A 19,731-nucleotide genomic window follows, 5' to 3' on the forward strand; every position below is an offset into this window, starting at 1 on the left:
GCGGTTCCGGGGTACAGTGCTATAGAGGCTCGGCCGAAGACGGCGGGCCGGCCCTTGGACGGGGCCGCCCGTGCGTAGCACGGAGCCCAGCCGCAGAAAACCGCGGATGCCCGGTCGGTGGCCCGATCGGCTCCGACCTGACCAGCCCTCCGTGCGGCGCGTGCGCCCCGCACGAGCGTCGCAAGAGGGAACCGCTCGCGCGGTGCGTGCGGCACCGCGAGACGACCGGGTCCCGTCCCCCGGACCGGCCCGCTACGGGTCCTTCCGCCGGGCGGTAAGCCAAGACCCGCCTCGCCGCGCCGCGCCGCGTCACACAGGAGGCAATGACCCTGTCCGCTACCACCACATTCCGAGATCTCGGGATCCTGGCCGAGACCGCAGAGGCCCTTGAGGCCGTCGGAATCACCACGCCGTTCCCCATCCAGGAGATGACCCTTCCGGTCGCCCTCGCCGGCACCGATGTGATCGGCCAGGCCAAGACCGGCACCGGCAAGACCCTCGGTTTCGGCCTCCCGCTGCTGGAAGCTGTCACTGTCCCCGCCGACGTCGAGGCCGGGCGCGCCCAGCCGGAGGACCTCACCGACGCGCCCCAGGCGCTCGTTGTCGTGCCCACCCGCGAGCTGTGCCAGCAGGTGTCGAACGACCTGCTCACCGCCGGCAAGGTGCGCAACGTCCGCGTCGTGTCCATCTACGGCGGCCGGGCCTACGAACCGCAGGTCGAGGCCCTGGCCAAGGGCGTGGACGTCGTCGTCGGCACCCCCGGGCGGCTGCTGGACCTGGCGGGCCAGGGCAAGCTGCGCCTGTCGCACGTGCGCTGCCTGGTGCTCGACGAGGCCGACGAGATGCTCGACCTGGGCTTCCTGCCCGACGTCGAGAAGATCATCGAGCTGCTGCCCGCCAAGCGGCAGACCATGCTGTTCTCGGCCACCATGCCCGGCCAGGTGATCTCGCTGGCCCGCCGCTACATGAACCACCCCACGCACATCCGCGCCACCGAGCCGGATGACGAGGGTGCGACTGTGGCGAGCATCACCCAGCACGTCTACCGGGCGCACTCGCTGGACAAGCAGGAGGTCATCGCCCGCGTGCTCCAGGCCCGGGGCCGCGGCCTGGCCATGATCTTCTGCCGCACCAAGCGGACCGCCGCCGACGTCGCCGACCAGCTGACCCGCCGGGGCTTCGCCGCGGCGGCCGTGCACGGCGATCTCGGCCAGGGCGCGCGCGAGCAGGCGCTGCGGGCGTTCCGCAAGGGCAAGGTGGACGTCCTGGTCTGCACGGACGTGGCCGCCCGCGGCATCGACGTGGACGGCGTGACGCACGTGATCAACTACCAGGCGCCCGAGGACGAGAAGACCTACCTGCACCGCATCGGCCGCACCGGCCGCGCCGGGGCGCGGGGCACGGCCGTCACCCTCGTCGACTGGGACGAGATCCCGCGCTGGCAGCTGATCAACAAGGCGCTCGGGCTCGACTTTCACGAGCCGCGCGAGACGTACTCCACCTCCCCGCACCTGTACGAGGACCTGGACATCCCCGAGGGCACGAAGGGCGTCCTGCCGCGTGCCGAGCGGACCCGCGCCGGGCTCGACGCGGAGGAGGTCGAGGACCTCGGCGGGCGCGACAGCAAGCGCCGCCGTGCCGCCTCGGGCGGGGCCGCGCGGTCCGGGGCCAGGAAGCCCCGCCGCCGTCGCCGCACCCGCGGCGGTGTCGAGGTCACCCGGCACCGGGAGGGTGCCGCCGGTGACGGCGCCAGCCAGTCCGCGGCCGCGCCGGCTCCGTCCGGCGCGGCGGGCACGCCGGCCCCGGCGGCCGGCGCCGAGGAGGGCGCGCCGCGTACCCCGCGCCGCCGTCGCCGGCGCCGCCGCACCCACGCCGGGCAGTCGGCCGCCAGCGAGTGACACCGGTCGCACCGGCGGGGCCGGGGCGCTGACGGGAACGGGACGGTCGTAGGCTCACCCTTCGTGAGCAGACCCCCGTTCGTGGTGGCGCCTCCGGCGGTGCGCGCTGGCCGGCTCGCCACCCGCCGTGGCACGTTCGCGGTGCTGGACGCCGCCCCCGCCGGCACACCGCCCGCGGGCACCGTGCTGCTGGTCCCCGGCTACACCGGCAGCAAGGAAGACTTCATCGCGCTCCTGATGCCCCTGGCCGAGGCGGGCTACCGGGCTGTCGCCGTCGACGGCCGCGGCCAGTACGAGACACCAGGCGGCGCCGGACGCCGCGCCTACACCCTCGGCGCCCTGGCCGAGGACGTGCGGGCGCAGGCCGAGGCGCTGCGGTCCCAGCCGCCCGCCTCCGGCTCCCCGCCCGGGGCCCTGCACCTGGTGGGGCACTCGCTCGGCGGCCTGATCGCGCGCGGCGCCGTGCTGCGGGCGGCGGCGTGGCAGGGCAAGCCGGAGCCGTTCGCCTCGCTCACGCTGATCGGCTCGGGCCCCGGCAAGGTCGCCCGATGGCCGCGCTGGCGGGTACGGGCCCTCAGCGTCGCCCTGCCGCTGCTCGGCGCGGAGGCCGTATGGCGGCTGCTGCACCCGGTCGCGGAGCCCGGCGAGGTCGGCGCGTTCCTGCGCCGCCGCTGGCTGGCTAACGAGCCCGCGCAGCTGCGTGCCACCGGCAGGATTCTGCGCCACGAGCCCGACCGGGTCGCCGCACTGGCCGCCGCCGCCGTGCCCGTGCACGTGGTGTCCGGGGAGCGCGACGGCGCGTGGCCGGTGCCGCTGCTGGACCGGATGGCGCTGCGGCTGGGGGCGCACCGCACGGTGATCAGGGGCGCGGAGCACTCCCCGAACTGCGAGGCGCCCGGGGCCACCGCCGCCGCGCTGACGGCGTTCTGGGCCGGGCTGGGTGCCGCACGCGGCGCCGCGGCGGTCCCCGTCAGGCGGTAAGGGGCCTGGCGCCCGTCGCCTTCGACACCAGCTCTTCCAGCGCCTCGGGGGACGTCAGGTCGTTGCCCAGGCCGACGTCCTTGCGGTCGCCGTGGTAGTCGCTCGACCCCGTCACGAACAGCCCCAGGTCGGCGGCCATCTCACGCAGCCGCTTCCGGGCAGCGGCGTCGTGGTCGTAGTGGTCCACCTCCAGGCCCGCGAGGCCGGCCTCGGCGAGCCGCACGATGGCCGATTCCGGCACTACCCGCCCGCGCAGCACGGCGAAGGGGTGCGCGAAGACGGCGACGCCGCCCGCGTTCCTGATCATGCGCACCGCCTCGAAGGCGTCCAGCTCGTGCTTGTCGACGTGCGCCCGCCCGCCGTCGGCGATCCACTCCTGCGTGAAGGCCGCGGAGACGCTGTCCACGACGCCGGACTCCACCATCGCCGCCGCGATGTGCGGCCGGCCCACCGCGCCGTCGCCCGCGTGCCGCTGCACCTGCTCCCAGGTCACGTCCGCGCCCAGGTCCCGCAGCTTGGCCACGATGGCCTTGGCGCGCGGGATCCGGTCGTCGCGCAGCAGGTCGCGCTGGGCGGCCAGCTCGGGCTCGTCCGGGTCGAAGAGGTAGCCCAGCATGTGGATGCTCACGCCGTCGAGGCGGCAGGACAGCTCCGCGCCCGTGACCAGCGTCATGCCGGGGGGCAGCGCGGCGGCGGCCTCGGCGTGCCCGGCGACGGTGTCGTGGTCGGTGAGCCCGATGACGTCGAGACCGGCGGTCTTCGCGTTGCGGATCAGCTCGGTGGGCGATTCGGACCCGTCGGAAGCGTCGGAGTGGGTGTGCAGATCGATGCGCACGGGCACGGTCTCCTGCCGTCATCAACGCCGTTGAAAGGCTGCCTGCCTGGGGGGAGTCTCCACCTTAGCCGTGGTCCCGGGCCGTGTCCGCAGCGTCCCCGGCCGGCGGCCGGTCAGGGAATCAGCCGCGGGGAGAGCGCCCCGCACGGCACCAGGTGGATCTCGGAGCCGGCGTCGCGCAGGTCCGCGAGGACCAGCTCGTCGTAGAGCAGCAGCCCGCAGTCCTCGGGCCACACCACCGCCCACAGCCACAGCCCCATCGCCTCGCCCGCGAACACGGCGCGGTCGGCCGGGGTCTGCTCGACCTGCCACAGCGGCGTCGGCCGCCCGGCGGCGAGGACCTTCGCCGGGGCGGGCTCGCGGGTGTCCAGCCGGGGCCCGGGGTCGGGGCCGGGCACGCCCGCGTACCGGGCGCCGAGGCCCACGCCGAGCTCCTCCGCGACCAGGACCAGTTCGCCGGGGCCGCCAAGCGGGCTCGGTCCCGAACAGGCCACGGCGGTGGCCCGCCCGCCGCTGGTGTCGTCACCGGCGCAGGCGACGCCGGTGAAGAGCCAGCCCACCGGCAGCGGCCAGGGCATCCACAGCGGCACCCGCGTGCGGTTGACCACCACAGTGAGCGCGTCGACGCTCGGCGGCACGACCGGTTGCAGCGGGTGCACCGCCCCGTGCGCGTCGCACTGCCAGGAATCGGCGAACAGCCCGGGTGGCCGCACCCGCCCGCCGCACTTCGGGCAACTGGGTTCGCCCCTCATATGCACCAACAGTCGCCGGGTGACGCTCTCACGTCAACTCTCGTGCCATGCCGAGTCACTCGGCGAGCGGGACGGCCCTCCGCAGCGGGTCGGTGAGGTCCGTGCCGTGCCGCCGCCAGCGCTCGCGCAGCGCCTGCGCGCCGCGCGCCCGTTTCCACGCCGCCTCCGCCGCGGTCATCGGCAGCACCGGCAGCAGCAGGACACCGCCGTCCGCCCCGACCGGGGCGGCGGCAGCGTCGGGCTCGCCGATGAGGACCGAGGTGAACGGCGCCTCGGGCCACAGCGGCTCGCCCAGGTCGAACGAGGCGCCGGGGGCCACCACCGCGCCCTCCACCTGCGGGGAGGCCGCCAGCACCGCCAGCGGCCGCAGCACGCCGTCGGTGGCGGCGCGCCCCGCCCGCAGTGTCAGCACCAGTTCCGCCGGGCCCCGCGCCGAGGGCTCCGCCGCCATGCCGAGCGTCGCGTAGCGCACCAGGCCGCCGTCGCCGGCGAAGCGCAGCACCTCGATGCGCTCCGCGCCGACGAACATGACGGACGCCCGGGCCCCGGGCTCGCCGTACGCCGCGCGCAGCGCGCGCTCGGCGGCGGTCAGCGGCCCGGCCACCGCGCCGCCGTCGCCGGCCGGTGTGCTCATCAGCGCCTCAGACCGCCCCGAAGCCGACCCTTCGCTGGACCTGCGCCCCGATCTCCACGTACGCCACCCGGTCGGACGGGACCAGGACCTTGCGGCCCCGCTGGTCGACCAGGGTCAGGAGCTTCTCCCCGCTGGACAGCGCCTGGGAGACGGCGTTCTCCACCTCCTCGGCCGACTGATCGCTCTCGAGAACGATCTCCCGCGGCGTGTGCTGAACGCCGATCTTGATCTCCACGGCTGGTTCCTCCGCTTGTCCCTGGTCATTGCTGGGTCGTGCGTGCAGGCTTCAGGCTATCCGTGCGCCCCGGCGGGCAGCCGGGGCGAGGCCACGCCCTGAGCGAACAGCCCGTGCCGCACGGGCCGTCCGCGCCGGCGCCGGGTTCAGTGCTGCTTGGGGAAGCCCGCGATGCCGCGCCAGGCCAGCGAGGCCGTCAGGTCCTTGGCGACGTGGCGCGGGATCTGGCGCCCCGAGCTGAGCCAGTGGCGCGCGGTGATCTGGGCCATGCCGCACAGGCTGACGGCCAGCAGCATCGCCTGCTCCTCCGGCAGGTCGGTGTCCTCGGCGATGAGCGGGCTGACCAGCTTGGCGCAGTCCAGCGCCACCTGGTCGACCCGCTCCCGCACGGCCTGCTCGTTGGTCAGGTCCGACTCGAAGACCAGCCGGAACGCGCCGCCCGGGTCCTCGACGTACGCGAAGTACGCGTCCATCGTCGCCGCGATGCGCTGCTTGTTGTCGCTGGTCGAGGCCAGGGCCTCCCGCACGGCCTGCACCAGGGCGGCGCACTGCTGGTCCAGCAGGGCCAGGTACAGCTCGAGCTTGCCGGGGAAGTGCTGGTAGAGCACGGGCTTGCTGACCCCGGCCCGGTCGGCGATGTCGTCCATGGCCGCCGCGTGGTAGCCCTGGGCGACGAAGACCTCCTGGGCCGCTCCCAGAAGCTGGTTGCGCCGGGCCCGGCGCGGCAGGCGCGTGCCGCGCGGGCGTGCCTCGGTCTGCTCGGTGGCTGTCACGCCGCCTCCCGTGTTGTGGCTCGGTGCGCCTGCTCATCCACTGCGTCGAGCCATCGTACGTTCGAGTAATCGCGCGGCGTGTCCAGCACCGCAAGATTTCACAGTGCGGACAGCCGCGCGTCGGTTCCCGCGCCAGCGGCCCTTACCGGTACTCGTCGTCGTCCCCGAAGTCCACGACGCGCGCCTGGTCGACCGCGTCCGCCGGGTCCGCGGACTGGTGCACCGCCTCGCTGAGCGGATCATCCCGCAGCTCGAGCAGCTCGGCGCGCTGCTCCGCCGCGTCGGCCTCGGGGGTCTCGTGCCACTCTTCGGCGGCCGTCGCCGTCCGGGCCGCCGGCTCGTCCTCGGGGAACTCGTCGAACGTCTCGGGCTCCGGCCTCTCGATCGGGTCCTGCACGTTACTCACCTCCGTGACCGGTGGGTGGGGGGACATCCAGCGTAGGAGCACGTCGCGGCGGAGGCGAGCCACCGGTGTGACGGCGGACACAGTGCGGCACCGCCCGCCTGGAGCGGCAAGCCGTCCCGCGCCCCCTAATATGGCGCGCATGCCGACGACCGACCCGACCGCCAGCGAGAAGCGCGTCCAGGCCGCGCTGGCCGCGGCGGAGGGCTGGCCCGGGGTACGCGACGGCGAGACGCTGCGGATCGTGGAGCTGCGGGGGATGACCCTCGCCGTGCGGCGCCGTGCGGCCGGCCGGGACGGCCTGGAACCCGCGCTGATGGTGCACGGCCTGGGCGGCTCGTCCCGCAACTGGTCGTCGCTGATGGAGCTGCTGTCCTCGGACGTCGAGTGCGAGGCGATCGACCTGCCCGGCTTCGGTGCCTCGCCGCCCGCCGATCCCCCGGACTACTCGGTGTACGGGCACGCCAGGGCCGTCATCCGCTGCCTGGAGTCCAGCGGGCGCGGGCCCGTGCACCTGCTGGGCAACTCGCTGGGCGGCGCGGTCGCCACCCGCGTCGCGGCGCTCCGCCCCGACCTGGTGCGCACCCTGACCCTGATCTCGCCCGCGCTGCCCGAGCTGCGGCCGCAGCGCACCGCGCTGCCGACCGGGCTGCTCGGCCTGCCCGGGATGCCGCGGCTGCTGCGGCGGGCGATGGGCGAGCTGGCGCCCGAGCAGCGGGCGCGGGACGTGCTGCGGCTGTGCTACGGCGACCCGTCCCGGATCACGCCGGAGGAGTTCTCCTCCGCCGTCGCGGAGCTGGAGCGGCGCCAGGCGCTGCCGTACTTCTGGGACTCGCTGTGCCGCTCGGCCCGTGGCCTGGTCAACGCGTACACCCTCGGCGGGCAGCACGGGCTGTGGCGCCAGGCGGAGCGCGTGCTGGCGCCGGTGCAGCTGATCTACGGCGGGCGTGACAAGCTGGTCGCGCCGCGCATGGCCCGGCGCGCGAGCGCCGCGTTCCGCCGGTCGCGGCTGCTGATGCTGCCGCAGGCGGGACATGTGGCGATGATGGAGTTTCCTCAGGAGGTGGCCACCGCGTTCCGCGGGCTGCTCGCCGAGACAGGCGGCCAGGACGCGCCTGTGTCCGCGGCGGCCGTTCCTGAGGACTGAGGGCGCGCGCGATGGAGCAGCGTGACGTCTTCGCGGCTCAGCAGTCACCGCGGCAGGCGTCGCCGCGGCCAGGACCACGGCAGGAGTATGTCGATGCTTTCGACGACGCGCACTTCGGCCGGATTCCGGTGCAGCGGGAGAGCCCGCAGGGGCACTCGAGCCCCGGGGGCCGGGACGGCCAGGCGGAACGCGAGGCGGGGGCCGGGGATAGCGGGGGCGGCCGCCGGGCGGGCTCGCGGCTGAGGCGACGCGAGAGCTGGGGGCGCACGCTGGCGGGGCTCGCCTCGGCGGCCGTGGTGACCGTGCTGGTCGTCGTGGCGGCGGCGCGCATCGCCGGCGGCGGCGACGGCGGTGAGCAGACCGCGCCGCCGGTCCCGGCGCCGCAGACGCGTGAGCCGCAGGCGCGAGGGCCCGAGGCGCCCGCCGAAACCTCGGAGCCGCCGGAGCGGCCGCCAGCTTTCGAGGAGCTGATGGGCACGCCGTTCGAGATGGACCCCGACTTCACCGGCTCCGGCGAGCTGGCGCCGGTCCCGGGCTCGGACCCGGCGCCCGACCCGGACGCGCAGACGATCGTGCGCTACCGGGTGGACGTCGAGACGGGGCTCGGCATGGAGATGGAGCCGGAGTTCTTCGCCGAGGCGGTGCACCGGACGCTGAACGACGACCGGAGCTGGACCAATGACGGCGAGCGCAGCTTCGCGCGGGTGTCGCGGGGCGAGTACGACTTCGTCGTGACGCTGGCCAGCCCGGGCACCACGGCCGACTGGTGCGCCAGGTCCGGGCTGGATGTGACCGTGGACAACGTCTCGTGCAACTCCTCGGCCACCGAGCGGGTCATGATCAACGCCTGGCGCTGGGCGCGCGGTTCGGAGACGTACGGCGATGACATCCACGCCTACCGCCAGATGCTTATCAACCACGAGGTGGGCCACCGGCTCGGCTACGACCACCAGGTCTGCCCGGAGGAGGGCGCGCTCGCCCCGGTGATGATGCAGCAGACGAAGTTCCTCACCATCGACGGCGTCACCTGCCGCGCCAATCCGTGGCCGCATCCAGAGAACTGACGTTAACGAACCTACAGGTGCTGCGTCACGAAAATTCACCCCTTCTGGTGGTACCTCGCATATACGCCCCTCAGGTGCGGAGCAAGGCGACATACCGTCTGTACGCGGCGACGTCCTGAGCCCGTCTCGGGAGCTCGGGGGTGTGCCGGAGTGCGTCGCACGGGCACCGTCGTGCGCCTGTTCGGGGCGCGCGGGTGCGGACGGCATGCCGTGCCCGGACTTCCGGACGGCTAGGCGGACCGTTTCTTCGCCGGTGGCCGGTCGCGGTCAAGCCCGCCTCACACACGCAAGGAGCACGAACCGATGAGCTCACACTTCCCCCGTCCCCCGGCGGCCGAGGCCGCGAAGGAGGGAAGCCGATGAGAGTGCTGCTCCTGGGCGCCGCCGGGTACCTCGGGCGCTTCGTGGCGGACCGGCTGCTCGCCGACCCCGCCGTGCAGCTCACCGCGCTGGGGCGCAGCGACGACGCCGACGTCCGCTTCGACCTGTCGACGGGCAGCCCCGGTGCGCTGGCGCGGTTCCTCGACGCCGTGCACCCGGGAGTCGTGATCAACTGCGCCGGAGCCATCAGGGGCACCGCCAGCGAGCTGGTGCGCCACAACACGGTGGCGACCGCCACGCTCTGCGAGTCGCTGCGCCGCAGCAGCTGCCGGGCGCGGCTGGTGCACATCGGCTGCGCCGCCGAGTACGGGCCGACCCAGAGCGGCTCCTCCGTCGCCGAGGACGCGCTGGCCCGGCCGGGCGGCCCCTACGGCGTCAGCAAGCTGGCCGCCACCGAGCTGGTGCTGGGCTCGGGGCTCGACGCGATCGTGCTGCGGGTGTTCTCGCCCACCGGGCCGGCGACCCCGGCCGGCTCTCCGCTGGGACGGCTGGCCGACGCGCTGCGCCGCGCCATGCAGCACGGGGAGGCCGAGCTGAAGCTGGGCGGCCTGGGCGTGCAGCGCGACTTCGTGGACGTCAGGGACGTCGCCCGCGCGGTGCACGCGGCGACGCTCTCGGCGGCGCAGGGCGTGATCAACATCGGCACCGGCCACGCGGTCCGGCTGCGGGACGCCGCGCTGTCGCTGGCCCGGATCTCCGGGTACACGGGCGCGCTGCACGAGCTGGACGGCCCGCCGCACGGCCTGCCCGGGCCGCCGTCCCACGTCGTGCCGTACCCCGATGGCTGCGGCGCCTGGCAGCAGGCGGACGTGCGGACGGCGCGAGACCGGCTTGGGTGGCGGTCACGGATCGGGCTGGAGGAGTCGCTCGCCGACATCTGGATGGAGGCCGCGTGCCGGATGTGATTCCGCAGTCCAAGACGGCCGTCTCGGAATGGGACGAGTCGTGGCAGTGTTGGGTAGAACAAGACGCACAGTTCCCTTGACCTAACGGAGTCCCCGTGTCGCTGCCACCCCTGGTCGAGCCGGCCGACGAGCTCACCGTCGACGAGGTCCGCAGGTACTCCCGCCACCTGATCATTCCCGACGTGGGGATGGACGGGCAGAAGCGGCTGAAGAACGCCAAGGTGCTCTGCGTGGGGGCGGGCGGTCTGGGCTCGCCCACGCTGATGTACCTGGCGGCGGCCGGCGTGGGCACCCTCGGCATCGTCGAGTTCGACGAGGTCGACGAGTCGAACCTCCAGCGGCAGGTCATCCACAGCCAGTCGGACATCGGGCGTCCCAAGGCGGAGTCCGCCAAGGAGACCGTCCAGGGCATCAACCCGTACGTGACGGTCAACATCCACTCCGAGCGGCTGGACTCCTCCAACGTGATGGAGATCTTCGCCCAGTACGACCTGATCGTCGACGGCACGGACAACTTCGCCACGCGCTACCTGGTCAACGACGCCTGCGTGCTGCTGAACAAGCCGTACGTCTGGGGCTCGATCTACCGCTTCGACGGCCAGGCGTCGGTCTTCTGGTCCGAGCACGGGCCGTGCTACCGCTGCCTGTACCCCGAGCCCCCGCCGCCCGGCATGGTGCCCTCCTGCGCCGAGGGCGGCGTGCTCGGCGTGCTGTGCGCCTCGGTCGGCTCGGTCCAGGTCACCGAAGCCATCAAGCTGCTGACCGGCACCGGCGACCCGCTGGTCGGGCGGCTGCTGGTCTACGACGCCCTGGAGATGACCTACCGCCAGGTCAAGGTCCGCAAGGACCCGAACTGCGCGGTCTGCGGCGAGAACCCGACGGTGACCGAGCTGATCGACTACGAGGCGTTCTGCGGCGTGGTCTCCGATGAGGCGCAGGAGGCGGCGAAGGACTCGACGATCACTCCGAAGCAGCTCAAGGAGTGGATCGACGCCGACGAGAAGATCGAGATCATCGACGTCCGCGAGCCGAACGAGTACGAGATCGTCTCGATCCCGGGCGCCCGCCTGATCCCGAAGAACGAGTTCCTGATGGGCAACGCGCTCAGCGAGCTGCCGCAGGACAAGCGGATCGTCCTGCACTGCAAGACGGGCGTCCGCTCCGCGGAGGTGCTGGCGGTGCTGAAGAACGCGGGCTTTTCCGACGCGGTGCACGTCGGCGGCGGTGTGATCGGCTGGGTCAACCAGATCGAGCCGGAGAAGCCGGTCTACTGACCGATCCCCCGGGGGCGGGGCGGCGCCGCTCAGCGGCAGACCGTCCCGTCCTCCGGTGTCGTGCCCGCCAGCAGATGGGCGTCGACGGCCCGCGTCACGCAGGGGTCGCCCGACGTGTAGGCGCCGTGGCCCTCGCCCTCGTAGGTCAGCAGCACACCGACGTCCCCGCCGAGCGCCCGCTGCATCCGTTCCGCTCCGGCGAACGGCGTGGCCGGGTCGCCGGTCGTGCCCAGCAGCAGGATCTCGCCCTCGCCCGCGCCCTCGGCGCTGACCTCTGGCTGGTCGCTGGTGCCGGTCACGGGCCAGCCGGCGCAGGACAGCAGGGACCACGCCAGCGTCGGCCCGAAGACGGGTGAGGCGGCGGCGAAGTCGTCCTCGCGGGCGCGGACCGTCTCCAGCGTCGGCCGGGAGGCGAAGTCGGCGCAGTTGATGGCGGTGTTGGCGGCGTGCAGGGTGCTGTACCGGCCCTGGTCGTCGCGGCCGTGGTAGCTGTCCGCCGCCGCCAGCAGCAGGTCGCCGGCGCCCTCCTCGGCGGCCTGCGCGAGCGCGCGCCGCAGGTAGTCCCAGGAGCCTTCGGAGTACAGCAGCGAGAGCACGCCCGTCACCGCGAGGCCGCCGGTCAGGGAACGGCCGTCGGCCGTGGGCAGCGGGCTGCGCGCCAGCTCGCCGAAGAGCTCCTCAAGCCAGCGGTTCGCCTCCGGCCCCGCGCCGTCTCCGGGCACGGGGCAGGAGGCGAAGCGGGCACAGTCGTCCAGGAAGCTGTCGAGCGCGAGCTGGAAGCCCTCGGCCTGCCGCAGCCCGCGCTCGATGACGTCGCTGGTGGGGTCGACCACCGCGTCCAGCACGGTCCGGCCGACGCGCTCGGGGAACAGGTGGGCGTAGACGGCGCCGAGCTTGGTGCCGTAGGAGGTGCCCGCGTAGTTCAGCTGCCGCTCGCCCAGCGCGGCGCGCAGCAGGTCCAGGTCGCGGGCGGTGTTCTCGGTCGTCAGGTGCGGCAGCAGGTCGCCCGCGTTGCGCTGGCAGGCCGCGGCGTAGGCGCGGGCGCGGTCCAGGACGGCGCGCTCCTCGGCCGGGGTGCGCGGCGGCCCGGCGTCGTGCTGGCCGAGCGCGTCGATCTCGGCGTCGCTCAGGCAGACCACGCCCGCGCTCTCGCCGACGCCGCGCGGGTCGAAGCTCACCAGGTCGTAGCCGTCGTGCAGGGCGGCGTAGGCGTCGCTCAGGCGCGGCAGCGTGGCGACGCCGGAGCCGCCGGGCCCGCCGAAGTTGAACACGAGCGAGCCGAGCCGGTTGCCGCCGGAGGCCGCGCGTGCCCGGATCAGGGCGATGCTGAGCGTCTCGCCGTCCGGGTCGCCGTAGTCGAGCGGCACGGTCAGCGTGCCGCACTCCCAGGGCGTGCCGTCCGGCAGTGGCGCCGGTGCCTCGCCGCCGCCCTGCGCCGCGGTGGGCGCCCCGCAGGGGCCCCAGTCGACCGACTGTGAAGTGAACCGCTCAGGGAGCACGGGCAGCCGCTCCGCGTCGTCGCCCGGGGCGCCGTCGGGGGAGGGCGCGTTCTCCCGGTGCACGCCGCTGATCGGCCCTGCCTCGTCGCCGCCGCCGGAGCACGCTCCGGCGCTCAGCACCAGTGCGAGCCCCGCCGCCGCGGCGCGCGCTCCCCTGCGCATCCGCCCCCCCTTGTGCGATGGCCGCCGTGTGATGGCTGTTGTTGTGGCTCCGTCAACCTCACCGGGAGGCTACCCGCTGCGTCACGACTCCGAGGAGACGGGCGGCTGGCTGTTCCGCTCAGCCGGTGACTTCGGCCAGGAGGAAGCCGTCGTAGCCCTTGACGCCCACGGTCTGGACCGTCGTGGCGCTCAGGCGCGGTTCGGCGGCGATGAGTTCGGTCATGCGGCGGGTCCCGGCGACGCTCGGGCCGCCGCCGGGGTCGAGGACGGCGCCGCCGCGCACGACGTTGTCCACCACGATCAGCGAGCCCGGCCGGGTGAGCCGGAGCGCCCACCCCAGGTACTCCGGGTTGTTCGGCTTGTCAGCGTCGATGAAGACGACGTCGTACGGCACCCCTGCCGCCGCGCCTTCCCCGGCGAGCACGGGCAGGGTATCGAGCGCCGGGCCGGTACGGACCTGCACGATCTCGTCCAGGTCGGCCCGGGCGAGGTTCGCCCGGGCGACCTCGGCGTGGCGTTCCTCCGCCTCCAGGGTGACCAGAAGCCCGTCCGGCGGCAGCGCGCGGGCGAGCCAGATGGTGCTGTAGCCGCCGAGCGTGCCGATCTCCAGCACCGAGCGGGCGCGGCGGGCGCGCACCAGGAGGTGCAGCAGCTTGCCCTGGCTGGGCGAGACGCTGATGGGCGGCAGCCCGGCCTCCTCGCTGGTGCGCAGGGCCGTGTCGAGGACCGGATCGGGGGGCAGCAGGTGGTCGGTGAAGTAGCGGTCGACATCGCGCCACACGCCGGCGCCGGGGGTGTCGTTCATAGCTCCCCAGTGTCACTCGTCACTCCCGCGCCGGGCAGGTGGTCCCGTCCTCGGGCACCTCCCCGCGCAGCAGGTAGGCATCGGCGGCCTCGCGCACGCAGCCGTCGCCGCCGTTGTAGGCGCCGTGGCCCTCGCCCTCGTACGTCAGCTCCACCCCCACGTCCTCGCCGAGCGCCTCCTTCATGCGCCGGGTGCCCTCGTACGGCGTCGCCGGGTCGCCCGTGGTGCCGATCAGCAGGATCGGCGGGGCGCCCTCGGCCGAGACCTCGGGGTGGCGCTCGTCTCCCCGGACGGGCCAGTACGTGCAGGTCAGCAGCGACCAGGCGAGCCCCGGGCCGAAGACGGGGGAGACCTCGCGGAAACGGTCGAGCCGGTCGCGGACGTCGTCGACCGTGAACCGCTGCCGGGAGTCCGCGCAGCCGATCGCGGCGAGCGAGGACTGGAGCGTGGTGTAGCTGCCGTCCGGGTTGCGGCCGTTCATGGCGTCGCCGAGGCCGAGCAGTACGGTGCCGTCCGGATGCCCCTCGGTCAGGGCGTCGTCGAGCCCTTGCGTGAGGTACGGCCAGAAGTCGCGCGAGTACAGCGCCTGGGCGATGCCGTTCCACGCCAGGGACTGGGTGAGCCGGCGGCCGTCCGGATCCTGGGTGGGCATCGGGCGGTCGTCGAGCCGGTCGAGCAGCTCACCCAGCCGCCGCTCCGCCTCCTTCGGGGTATCGCCGAGCGGGCAGGCATCAGAAGAGGTGCACTCGTCGAGGTAGTTGCCCAGCGCCCGCTGGAAGCCCCGGGCCTGCCCGAGCGCCGACTGCTCGGTGCCGAGCGTCGGGTCGACGACGGCGTCGAAGACGGCACGACCGAGGCGCCGGGGGAAGAGGTGTGCGTACACGCCGCCGAGCTGGGTGCCGTAGGAGATGCCGAAGTAGTGCAGCTTGTCGTCGCCGAGCACCTCACGCAGCAGGTCCAGGTCGCGGGCGGTGTTCTCGGTCGTCAGGTGCGGCAGCAGGCCGCCCGCGCCGTCCTCGCAGGCGTCGGCGAAGCCGCGCAGCCGCCCGGTGAGGCTCTCGCGCTGGCGCGCCGTCTCCGGCACCGCGTCGGCGGCGAAATAGGTGTCCAGCTCCTGGTCGTCCAGGCAGACCACGCCCTCGCTGGCGCCGACTCCCCGCGGATCGAAGCTGACCAGGTCGTACCGCTCGCGCAGCGCCGCGTAGTCCTGGCCGAACGCGGGGAGCGTGGCGACGCCGGAGCCGCCGGGCCCGCCGAAGTTGAACACGAGCGAGCCGATGCGCTCGCCGCCCTTGGCGCGGGCACGGACCAGCGCGATGCCGAGGGTGTCGCCCTCGGGGTCGGCGTAGTCCACGGGCGCCGTCATGGTGGCGCATTCCCAGCGCCCGCCGCCCGGCGGCGGGGAGACGGCGGCGTCGCTGCCCTGGCTGCCCTGCTCCGGCTCCGGCGGGCCGCATGGCTCCCAGTCGAGCCGCTGGCCGGTCAGGGACGACGGCAGGTCCTTGGTGTCGGTGCTGTCCGCGGCGAGCGCCGCCGGGCCACCGCCGGTACACGCCACGGCCGCGGGCGCCAGCAGCGTCCCGGCGGCGATCAGGCCCCACGCACGTCGCCCTCGCATGCCCTCACCCTCACCGGCCGCCGCGGGCCCCGCACCCGGACCCACGCAACCGGGTGACCGCCCGGCCGGGGCCGGAGAACACCGGGGATGACATCTGTCACGGGAACCGGTGACAGCAGACACCACCGCGAGGTCCGGCCAGACGGGAGGCTGGGCCGTGGCGGCCGCGGCCCCCGGCCTCCCGCCCGGCACAGGCGGCACCATGGAGGCGCCGCCGGGCGGAGAGGCCGCCGGGAACCGGGCGCTGAGCAGCTGAGAGGAAGTGAACGGGTGAGGCCGTTTCCGCGCACGCGGGGCAGGAGCGGGCCCGAGCGGTGGCGCCAGTACACCGTCGTCAGCCTCCAGGTCTTCGCGGTCTTCGAACTGCTGCTGGTCGTCCAGTGGCTGACCGGCGGCACCGGGCCCGTGCCCGTCGCGGCGCGCGTGGCCATGATCCTGCTGCTGCTCGGGCACAGCACCCTGCATTTCACGATGGTGCGCGCGGCGCCGTTCCTCGGCGGGCAGGGCTCGGCGGTGCTGCCCGCCGTGCACACCGCCGTGACCGTGCTGATCGCCGGGCTCGCGCTGGGGCTGAACGCGGCGGACTACTCCAAGCCGGCGGTGGTGGGCCTGCTGCTGATCTGGGTGCTGATGTGCTTCAGCGGGCCGGTGGCGCTCCTGCTCCCGCAGCGGCGGGCGGCGGCCCTGATCACGGCCGTGTGCGTCGCCGTGCTCGTCGCGCTGCCGCTGACGGGCACGCCCGGGCGGCAGACGTGGACGACGGTCCTGGGCGCCGTCGTGGGGGTGGCGGTCATCTCGGTGAGCTTCCGGGCCTCGGCCTGGGGGGTGCGGCTGGTCGACCAGCTTGAGGAGGCGCGGGAGGCGCAGGCCCGGCTGTCCGTGGCCGAGGAGCGGCTGCGCTTCAGCCGCGACCTGCACGACGTGCTCGGCCGCAACCTGTCCGTCATCGCGCTCAAGAGCGAGCTGGCCGTCCAGCTCGCCCGCCGCGGCCGGCCCGAGGCGGCCGACCAGATGGCCGAGGTCCAGCGCGTGGCCCAGGAGTCGCAGCGGGAGATCCGGGCGGTGGTGCGCGGCTACCGGGAGGCGGACCTGCGGGCGGAACTGGCCGGCGCCCGGTCCGTGATGCGGGCGGCGGGCGTCGACTGCCGGGTGGACGACGCCACCGCCGCCGACCTGCCGGCGCCCGTGCAGTCGGCGCTGGCGTGGGTGGTCCGGGAGGGCACCACCAACGTGCTGCGCCACGCGGACGCCCGGGTCTGCCGCATCGAGCTGCGGACCAACGGCGCGGCCGCGCTGATCATGGAGAACGACGGCGTGCCGCAGCGCCCGGGGGCGGCCCGGGAGCCAAGCGGTTCCGGGCTCGCCGGGCTGCGTGAGCGCCTGGCCGCGCAGGGCGGCGTGCTGACGGCCGAGCGGCGGCCCGGCGGCCGGTTCCGCCTGGTCGCCGACGTGCCGCTGGGCACAGACGGCGGCAGTGGGAACGACAGACAGGAGACACGGTGATCAGGCTGCTGCTGGCCGACGACGAGCACCTCATCCGGGGGGCGCTCGCCGCGCTGCTCGGCCTCGAGGACGATCTGCGGGTAGTGGCCGAAGCGGGGTCGGGAGACGAGGCGCTGGCCATGGCGCGGGCGCACCGCCCCGACGTGGCGGTGCTCGACCTCCAGATGCCCGCGCCGGACGGCATCGCGGTGGCGGACGCGCTGCGGACCGAGGTACCCGGGTGCGCCTGCCTGATCGTCACCAGCCACGGGCGCCCCGGCACGCTGAAGCAGGCGCTGGCCGTGGGCGTGCGGGGGTTCGTGCCGAAGACCGTGTCGGCGCAGCGGCTGGCGGAGATCATCCGCACGGTCCACGGCGGCGGGCGCTACGTGGACCCGGAGCTGGCCGCCGACGCCATCGCGGCCGGGGACTCGCCGCTGACGGCGCGGGAGGCCGAGGTCCTGGAGCAGGCGGCGGACGGCGCGCCGGTGGCCGAGATCGCCCGGCGGGTGTCGCTCACCCAGGGGACGGTGCGCAACTACCTGTCCTCGGCGATGGCGAAGCTGGGCGCCGGCAACCGTCACTCCGCCGTGCGGATCGCCCGCTCCCGCGGCTGGCTGTAAGCCGGGGGCACCGCGCCAAAGGAGCCCTTCCGCCCAGCTGCGCTGCCGTCGCCCGTCTCCAAGGACGACCTGTGGGTGGGCGAGCAGGTTTGTGGTACCAGGCGGGGTGGCGCGCCCACCGGCGGCCGCCTCGGCGGCCCGGTACCGAGCGGCCCCGCCCCGGTGCTCCGGGGGCGGCATCGGCACCGGCGCGGTGACAGCAGCCCCGCCGGACCTCGTCAAGATCGCCGCCCGGCCGGGAGCCAGCGGCCCCGCAGCGCGAGCAGCACGGCGGCGGCCACCGCGAGCAGCAGCAGCGACACGGCCGTGGCGCCGGCCGGGTCCTCCTGGAGCAGCAGGTAGACCTTCAGCGGCAGCGTCTGCGTGGCGCCGGGCAGGTTCCCCGCGAACGTGATCGTCGCGCCGAACTCGCCCAGCGCCCGTGCCCAGCACAGCGCCGCGCCCGCCGCCAGCGAGGGCCGCACCAGCGGCAGCGTCACCAGCCGCAGCGTCGTCAGTGCCCCGGCGCCCATCGTGGCCGCCGCCTCCTCGTACTGCGGGTCGAGGCCGGTCAGCGCCCCCTCCAGGCTCAGCACCAGGAACGGCATCGCCACGAAGACCGCCGCCGCGACCGCGCCGCCGGTGGTGAACGGCAGCCCGATGCCGAGCGCGTCGAGCGGCCCGCCCAGCAGCCCGCGCCGGCCGAACCCCCGCAGCAGCGCCACCCCGGCGACCGTCGGCGGCAGCACCATCGGCAGCAGCACCAGGCACCGCACCAGCGCCTTGCCGCGGAACTCCGCGCGCGCCAGCAGCCACGCCAGCGGCACGCCCAGCAGCAGCGACAGCAGCAGCGCCCAGCCGGAGACCAGCAGCGACAGCCGCAGCGCCTCGGTCACCGCCGGGTCGCCGAGCCGCGCGCGCAGCGTGGACCACGGCGTGTCCGTCACCACGCCCAGCAGCGGCACCAGCAGGAACGCGACCGCCAGCAGCGCGGGCAGGCCGAGGAGCAGCGGGGGCCGGGCGGTGCGGCTAGGGCGCGTCACGGCAGCAGGAATCCCGCGTCGCGCAGCAGGCGCCGTGCCTCGTCACCGGTCAGCCAGCGGGTGAAGTCGCGTGCCGCCGCCGGGTCCTGGGCGGTGTCGAGCGGGGCAGCCGGATAGGCGGCCGTGACGTTGTCCGCCGCGGGGACCGCCACGGCCGTCACGTCGTCGCCGGCCGCCGCCGCGTCCGTGGCATACACCAGGCCGGCGTCGGCCTCGCCGAGGCGGACCTTGCTCAGCACGGCCCGGACGCTCGGCTCCAGCGAGTCGGGCCGCGCCTCGACGCCCTGCCGGCGCAGCGCCTGGGCCCCGTACCGCCCGGCGGGCACCTCGGGGGCGGCCAGCACCAGCCGCAGGCCGGGGCCGGCCAGGTCGGCGAGCGAGGAGACGCCCGCCGGATTGCCGGGCGGGGTGACGATGACCAGCTCGTTGCGGGCGATGACCACCGGCTCGCCGGTGAAGCCGGACACGCTCTCCATCGTCGCGGTGTCGGCGGTCACCAGCACGTCCGCCGGCACGCCCTGCCGGACCTGGGCGGCCAGCTCCTGGGAGCCCGCGAACGAGAAGGTGACCGTCACGTCTCCGCGTGCCTCCTCATAGGCCGCGCCGGCCTCCTCGAAGACGTCCGTGAGCGAGGACGCCGCCAGCACCGTCAGCGTGGTGCCGCCGCCGCTGCCGTCGGGGCCGCGGGGGTCACCCGGGCCGCCGCAGGCCGCGGCCAGCGGTGCGGCCAGGGCCAGCAGCAGCCACGCCAGCGGGCGGCGGGCCCTCACGGCACGTCCACGTGCACGCTGGTGGCCTTCACCCGGGCCACGGCCTCCATGCCGACGGCCAGGCCCAGCTCCTCGACGGCCTCCCGCGTGAGCAGCGACACCAGCCGGTGCGGACCGGCCTGGATCTCGACCTGCGCGGCCACGTCGCCCAGCCGGACGGCGGTGATGATGCCGGGGAAGGCGTTGCGGGCCGAGGTGTACGGGGTCTCCTGTCCGCCGCCGGAGCCCTCGGCGGCGAGGCTCACCGCGAACGCCGCCAGGTCCGCCCCGTCCACGAGCCGCCTGCCCGTCCCGTCCCGCCGCGTCGGCAGGCGCCCGGCGTCGGCCCAGCGCCTGACCGTGTCGGCGCTGACGCCGAGCAGCCGGGCGGCCCGGCCCATGCTGTACGACCGCATGCGCGGCACACTACGGGCCGCGGGCTCGCAGCCGCAATCCTGTACCGCGCTGTGGGCTGGCAGCTGCGAGGCA

The 19,731-nt window shown here is 74.7% G+C and carries 20 protein-coding genes; 8 read left to right on the top strand and 12 right to left on the bottom strand.

Going from position 1 to position 19,731, the window contains the following annotated elements; genetic code table 11:
- The first annotated feature begins 323 nt into the window (after window positions 1–323).
- Window positions 324–1,898 (top strand): DEAD/DEAH box helicase, encoded by a 1,575-nt coding sequence (locus JK356_RS06345; protein WP_236670851.1) that lies wholly within the window; start codon window positions 324–326, stop codon window positions 1,896–1,898.
- 63 nt (window positions 1,899–1,961) lie between these two features.
- Window positions 1,962–2,879: an alpha/beta fold hydrolase gene (locus JK356_RS06350; protein ID WP_201866553.1), complete on the top strand. Its 918-nt coding sequence runs from the start codon at window positions 1,962–1,964 to the stop codon at window positions 2,877–2,879.
- Here JK356_RS06350 and JK356_RS06355 read toward each other — a convergent pair.
- The 6 genes from JK356_RS06355 to JK356_RS06380 form a co-directional block, all read right to left on the bottom strand.
- Window positions 2,869–3,714 (bottom strand): PHP domain-containing protein, encoded by an 846-nt coding sequence (locus tag JK356_RS06355; protein ID WP_201866554.1) that lies wholly within the window; start codon window positions 3,712–3,714, stop codon window positions 2,869–2,871. The genes JK356_RS06350 and JK356_RS06355 overlap by 11 nt on opposite strands.
- Before the next feature lie 113 nt (window positions 3,715–3,827).
- Window positions 3,828–4,466, bottom strand: coding sequence for a DUF6758 family protein (locus tag JK356_RS06360; RefSeq protein WP_201866555.1), 639 nt, complete (start codon window positions 4,464–4,466; stop codon window positions 3,828–3,830).
- A gap of 55 nt (window positions 4,467–4,521) precedes the next feature.
- A complete protein-coding gene (locus JK356_RS06365; RefSeq protein ID WP_201866556.1) occupies window positions 4,522–5,100 on the bottom strand; it encodes a suppressor of fused domain protein in 579 nt (192 codons plus the stop codon).
- Between the two features lie 7 nt (window positions 5,101–5,107).
- Window positions 5,108–5,335: a DUF3107 domain-containing protein gene (locus tag JK356_RS06370; RefSeq protein WP_201866557.1), complete on the bottom strand. Its 228-nt coding sequence runs from the start codon at window positions 5,333–5,335 to the stop codon at window positions 5,108–5,110.
- Between the two features lie 146 nt (window positions 5,336–5,481).
- A complete protein-coding gene (locus JK356_RS06375) occupies window positions 5,482–6,108 on the bottom strand; it encodes a TetR/AcrR family transcriptional regulator (protein WP_201866558.1) in 627 nt (208 codons plus the stop codon).
- A gap of 142 nt (window positions 6,109–6,250) precedes the next feature.
- Entirely contained in the window at window positions 6,251–6,505 is a 255-nt protein-coding gene (locus JK356_RS06380; protein WP_236670852.1) for a hypothetical protein, read from the bottom strand.
- Window positions 6,506–6,653: 148 nt separating this feature from the next.
- Between JK356_RS06380 and JK356_RS06385 the strand changes: the two genes are divergently transcribed.
- The 4 genes from JK356_RS06385 (at window position 6,654) to moeZ (ending at window position 11,282) form a co-directional block, all read left to right on the top strand.
- Window positions 6,654–7,658: an alpha/beta hydrolase gene (locus JK356_RS06385; protein ID WP_201866560.1), complete on the top strand. Its 1,005-nt coding sequence runs from the start codon at window positions 6,654–6,656 to the stop codon at window positions 7,656–7,658.
- 11 nt (window positions 7,659–7,669) lie between these two features.
- The gene (locus tag JK356_RS06390; protein WP_201866561.1) at window positions 7,670–8,722 is read left to right on the top strand and encodes a DUF3152 domain-containing protein; all 1,053 of its coding nucleotides are present in this window, start codon (window positions 7,670–7,672) and stop codon (window positions 8,720–8,722) included.
- Window positions 8,723–9,081: 359 nt separating this feature from the next.
- Entirely contained in the window at window positions 9,082–10,008 is a 927-nt protein-coding gene (locus JK356_RS06395) for an NAD(P)-dependent oxidoreductase (RefSeq protein ID WP_201866562.1), read from the top strand.
- A gap of 95 nt (window positions 10,009–10,103) precedes the next feature.
- Window positions 10,104–11,282: an adenylyltransferase/sulfurtransferase MoeZ gene (moeZ, locus tag JK356_RS06400; protein ID WP_201866563.1), complete on the top strand. Its 1,179-nt coding sequence runs from the start codon at window positions 10,104–10,106 to the stop codon at window positions 11,280–11,282.
- Between the two features lie 29 nt (window positions 11,283–11,311).
- On the opposite strand, the gene JK356_RS06405 is transcribed toward moeZ, so the two are convergent.
- The 3 genes from JK356_RS06405 to JK356_RS06415 all read right to left on the bottom strand — a co-directional run bounded on the left by JK356_RS06405 (window position 11,312) and on the right by JK356_RS06415 (window position 15,366).
- Window positions 11,312–12,943: an alpha/beta hydrolase gene (locus tag JK356_RS06405; protein WP_201866564.1), complete on the bottom strand. Its 1,632-nt coding sequence runs from the start codon at window positions 12,941–12,943 to the stop codon at window positions 11,312–11,314.
- Between the two features lie 118 nt (window positions 12,944–13,061).
- Window positions 13,062–13,748 carry an O-methyltransferase gene (locus JK356_RS06410; protein WP_201866565.1) on the bottom strand — a complete coding sequence of 229 codons (687 nt, stop codon included), beginning with the start codon at window positions 13,746–13,748 and terminating at the stop codon, window positions 13,062–13,064.
- A 19-nt stretch (window positions 13,749–13,767) separates the two neighbouring features.
- A complete protein-coding gene (locus JK356_RS06415; RefSeq protein WP_201866566.1) occupies window positions 13,768–15,366 on the bottom strand; it encodes an alpha/beta hydrolase in 1,599 nt (532 codons plus the stop codon).
- A 270-nt stretch (window positions 15,367–15,636) separates the two neighbouring features.
- Here JK356_RS06415 and JK356_RS21725 point away from each other — a divergent pair, with 270 nt between their 5' ends.
- Both JK356_RS21725 and JK356_RS06425 read left to right on the top strand, forming a co-directional pair.
- Window positions 15,637–16,869, top strand: a complete 1,233-nt coding sequence (locus tag JK356_RS21725) for a histidine kinase (protein ID WP_307815428.1) — start codon at window positions 15,637–15,639, stop codon at window positions 16,867–16,869.
- The gene (locus JK356_RS06425) at window positions 16,866–17,471 is read left to right on the top strand and encodes a response regulator transcription factor (protein ID WP_201866568.1); all 606 of its coding nucleotides are present in this window, start codon (window positions 16,866–16,868) and stop codon (window positions 17,469–17,471) included. The genes JK356_RS21725 and JK356_RS06425 overlap by 4 nt, the downstream gene beginning before the upstream one ends.
- A gap of 218 nt (window positions 17,472–17,689) precedes the next feature.
- Here JK356_RS06425 and JK356_RS06430 read toward each other — a convergent pair whose 3' ends face one another.
- The 3 genes from JK356_RS06430 to JK356_RS06440 are packed head-to-tail and all read right to left on the bottom strand — an operon-like array spanning window position 17,690 to window position 19,658.
- A complete protein-coding gene (locus JK356_RS06430; RefSeq protein ID WP_374100615.1) occupies window positions 17,690–18,493 on the bottom strand; it encodes an ABC transporter permease in 804 nt (267 codons plus the stop codon).
- A complete protein-coding gene (gene modA, locus JK356_RS06435; protein ID WP_201866569.1) occupies window positions 18,490–19,263 on the bottom strand; it encodes a molybdate ABC transporter substrate-binding protein in 774 nt (257 codons plus the stop codon). The genes JK356_RS06430 and modA overlap by 4 nt, the downstream gene beginning before the upstream one ends.
- On the bottom strand, window positions 19,260–19,658 hold the full coding sequence (locus JK356_RS06440; protein ID WP_201866570.1) for a molybdopterin-binding protein: 399 nt from the start codon (window positions 19,656–19,658) through the stop codon (window positions 19,260–19,262). Before JK356_RS06440 ends, modA begins: the two co-directional genes overlap by 4 nt.
- Window positions 19,659–19,731 lie beyond the last annotated feature (73 nt).

This window comes from Streptomyces sp. 7-21 (genome assembly GCF_016741785.1).
GTDB lineage: Bacteria > Actinomycetota > Actinomycetes > Streptomycetales > Streptomycetaceae > Streptomyces.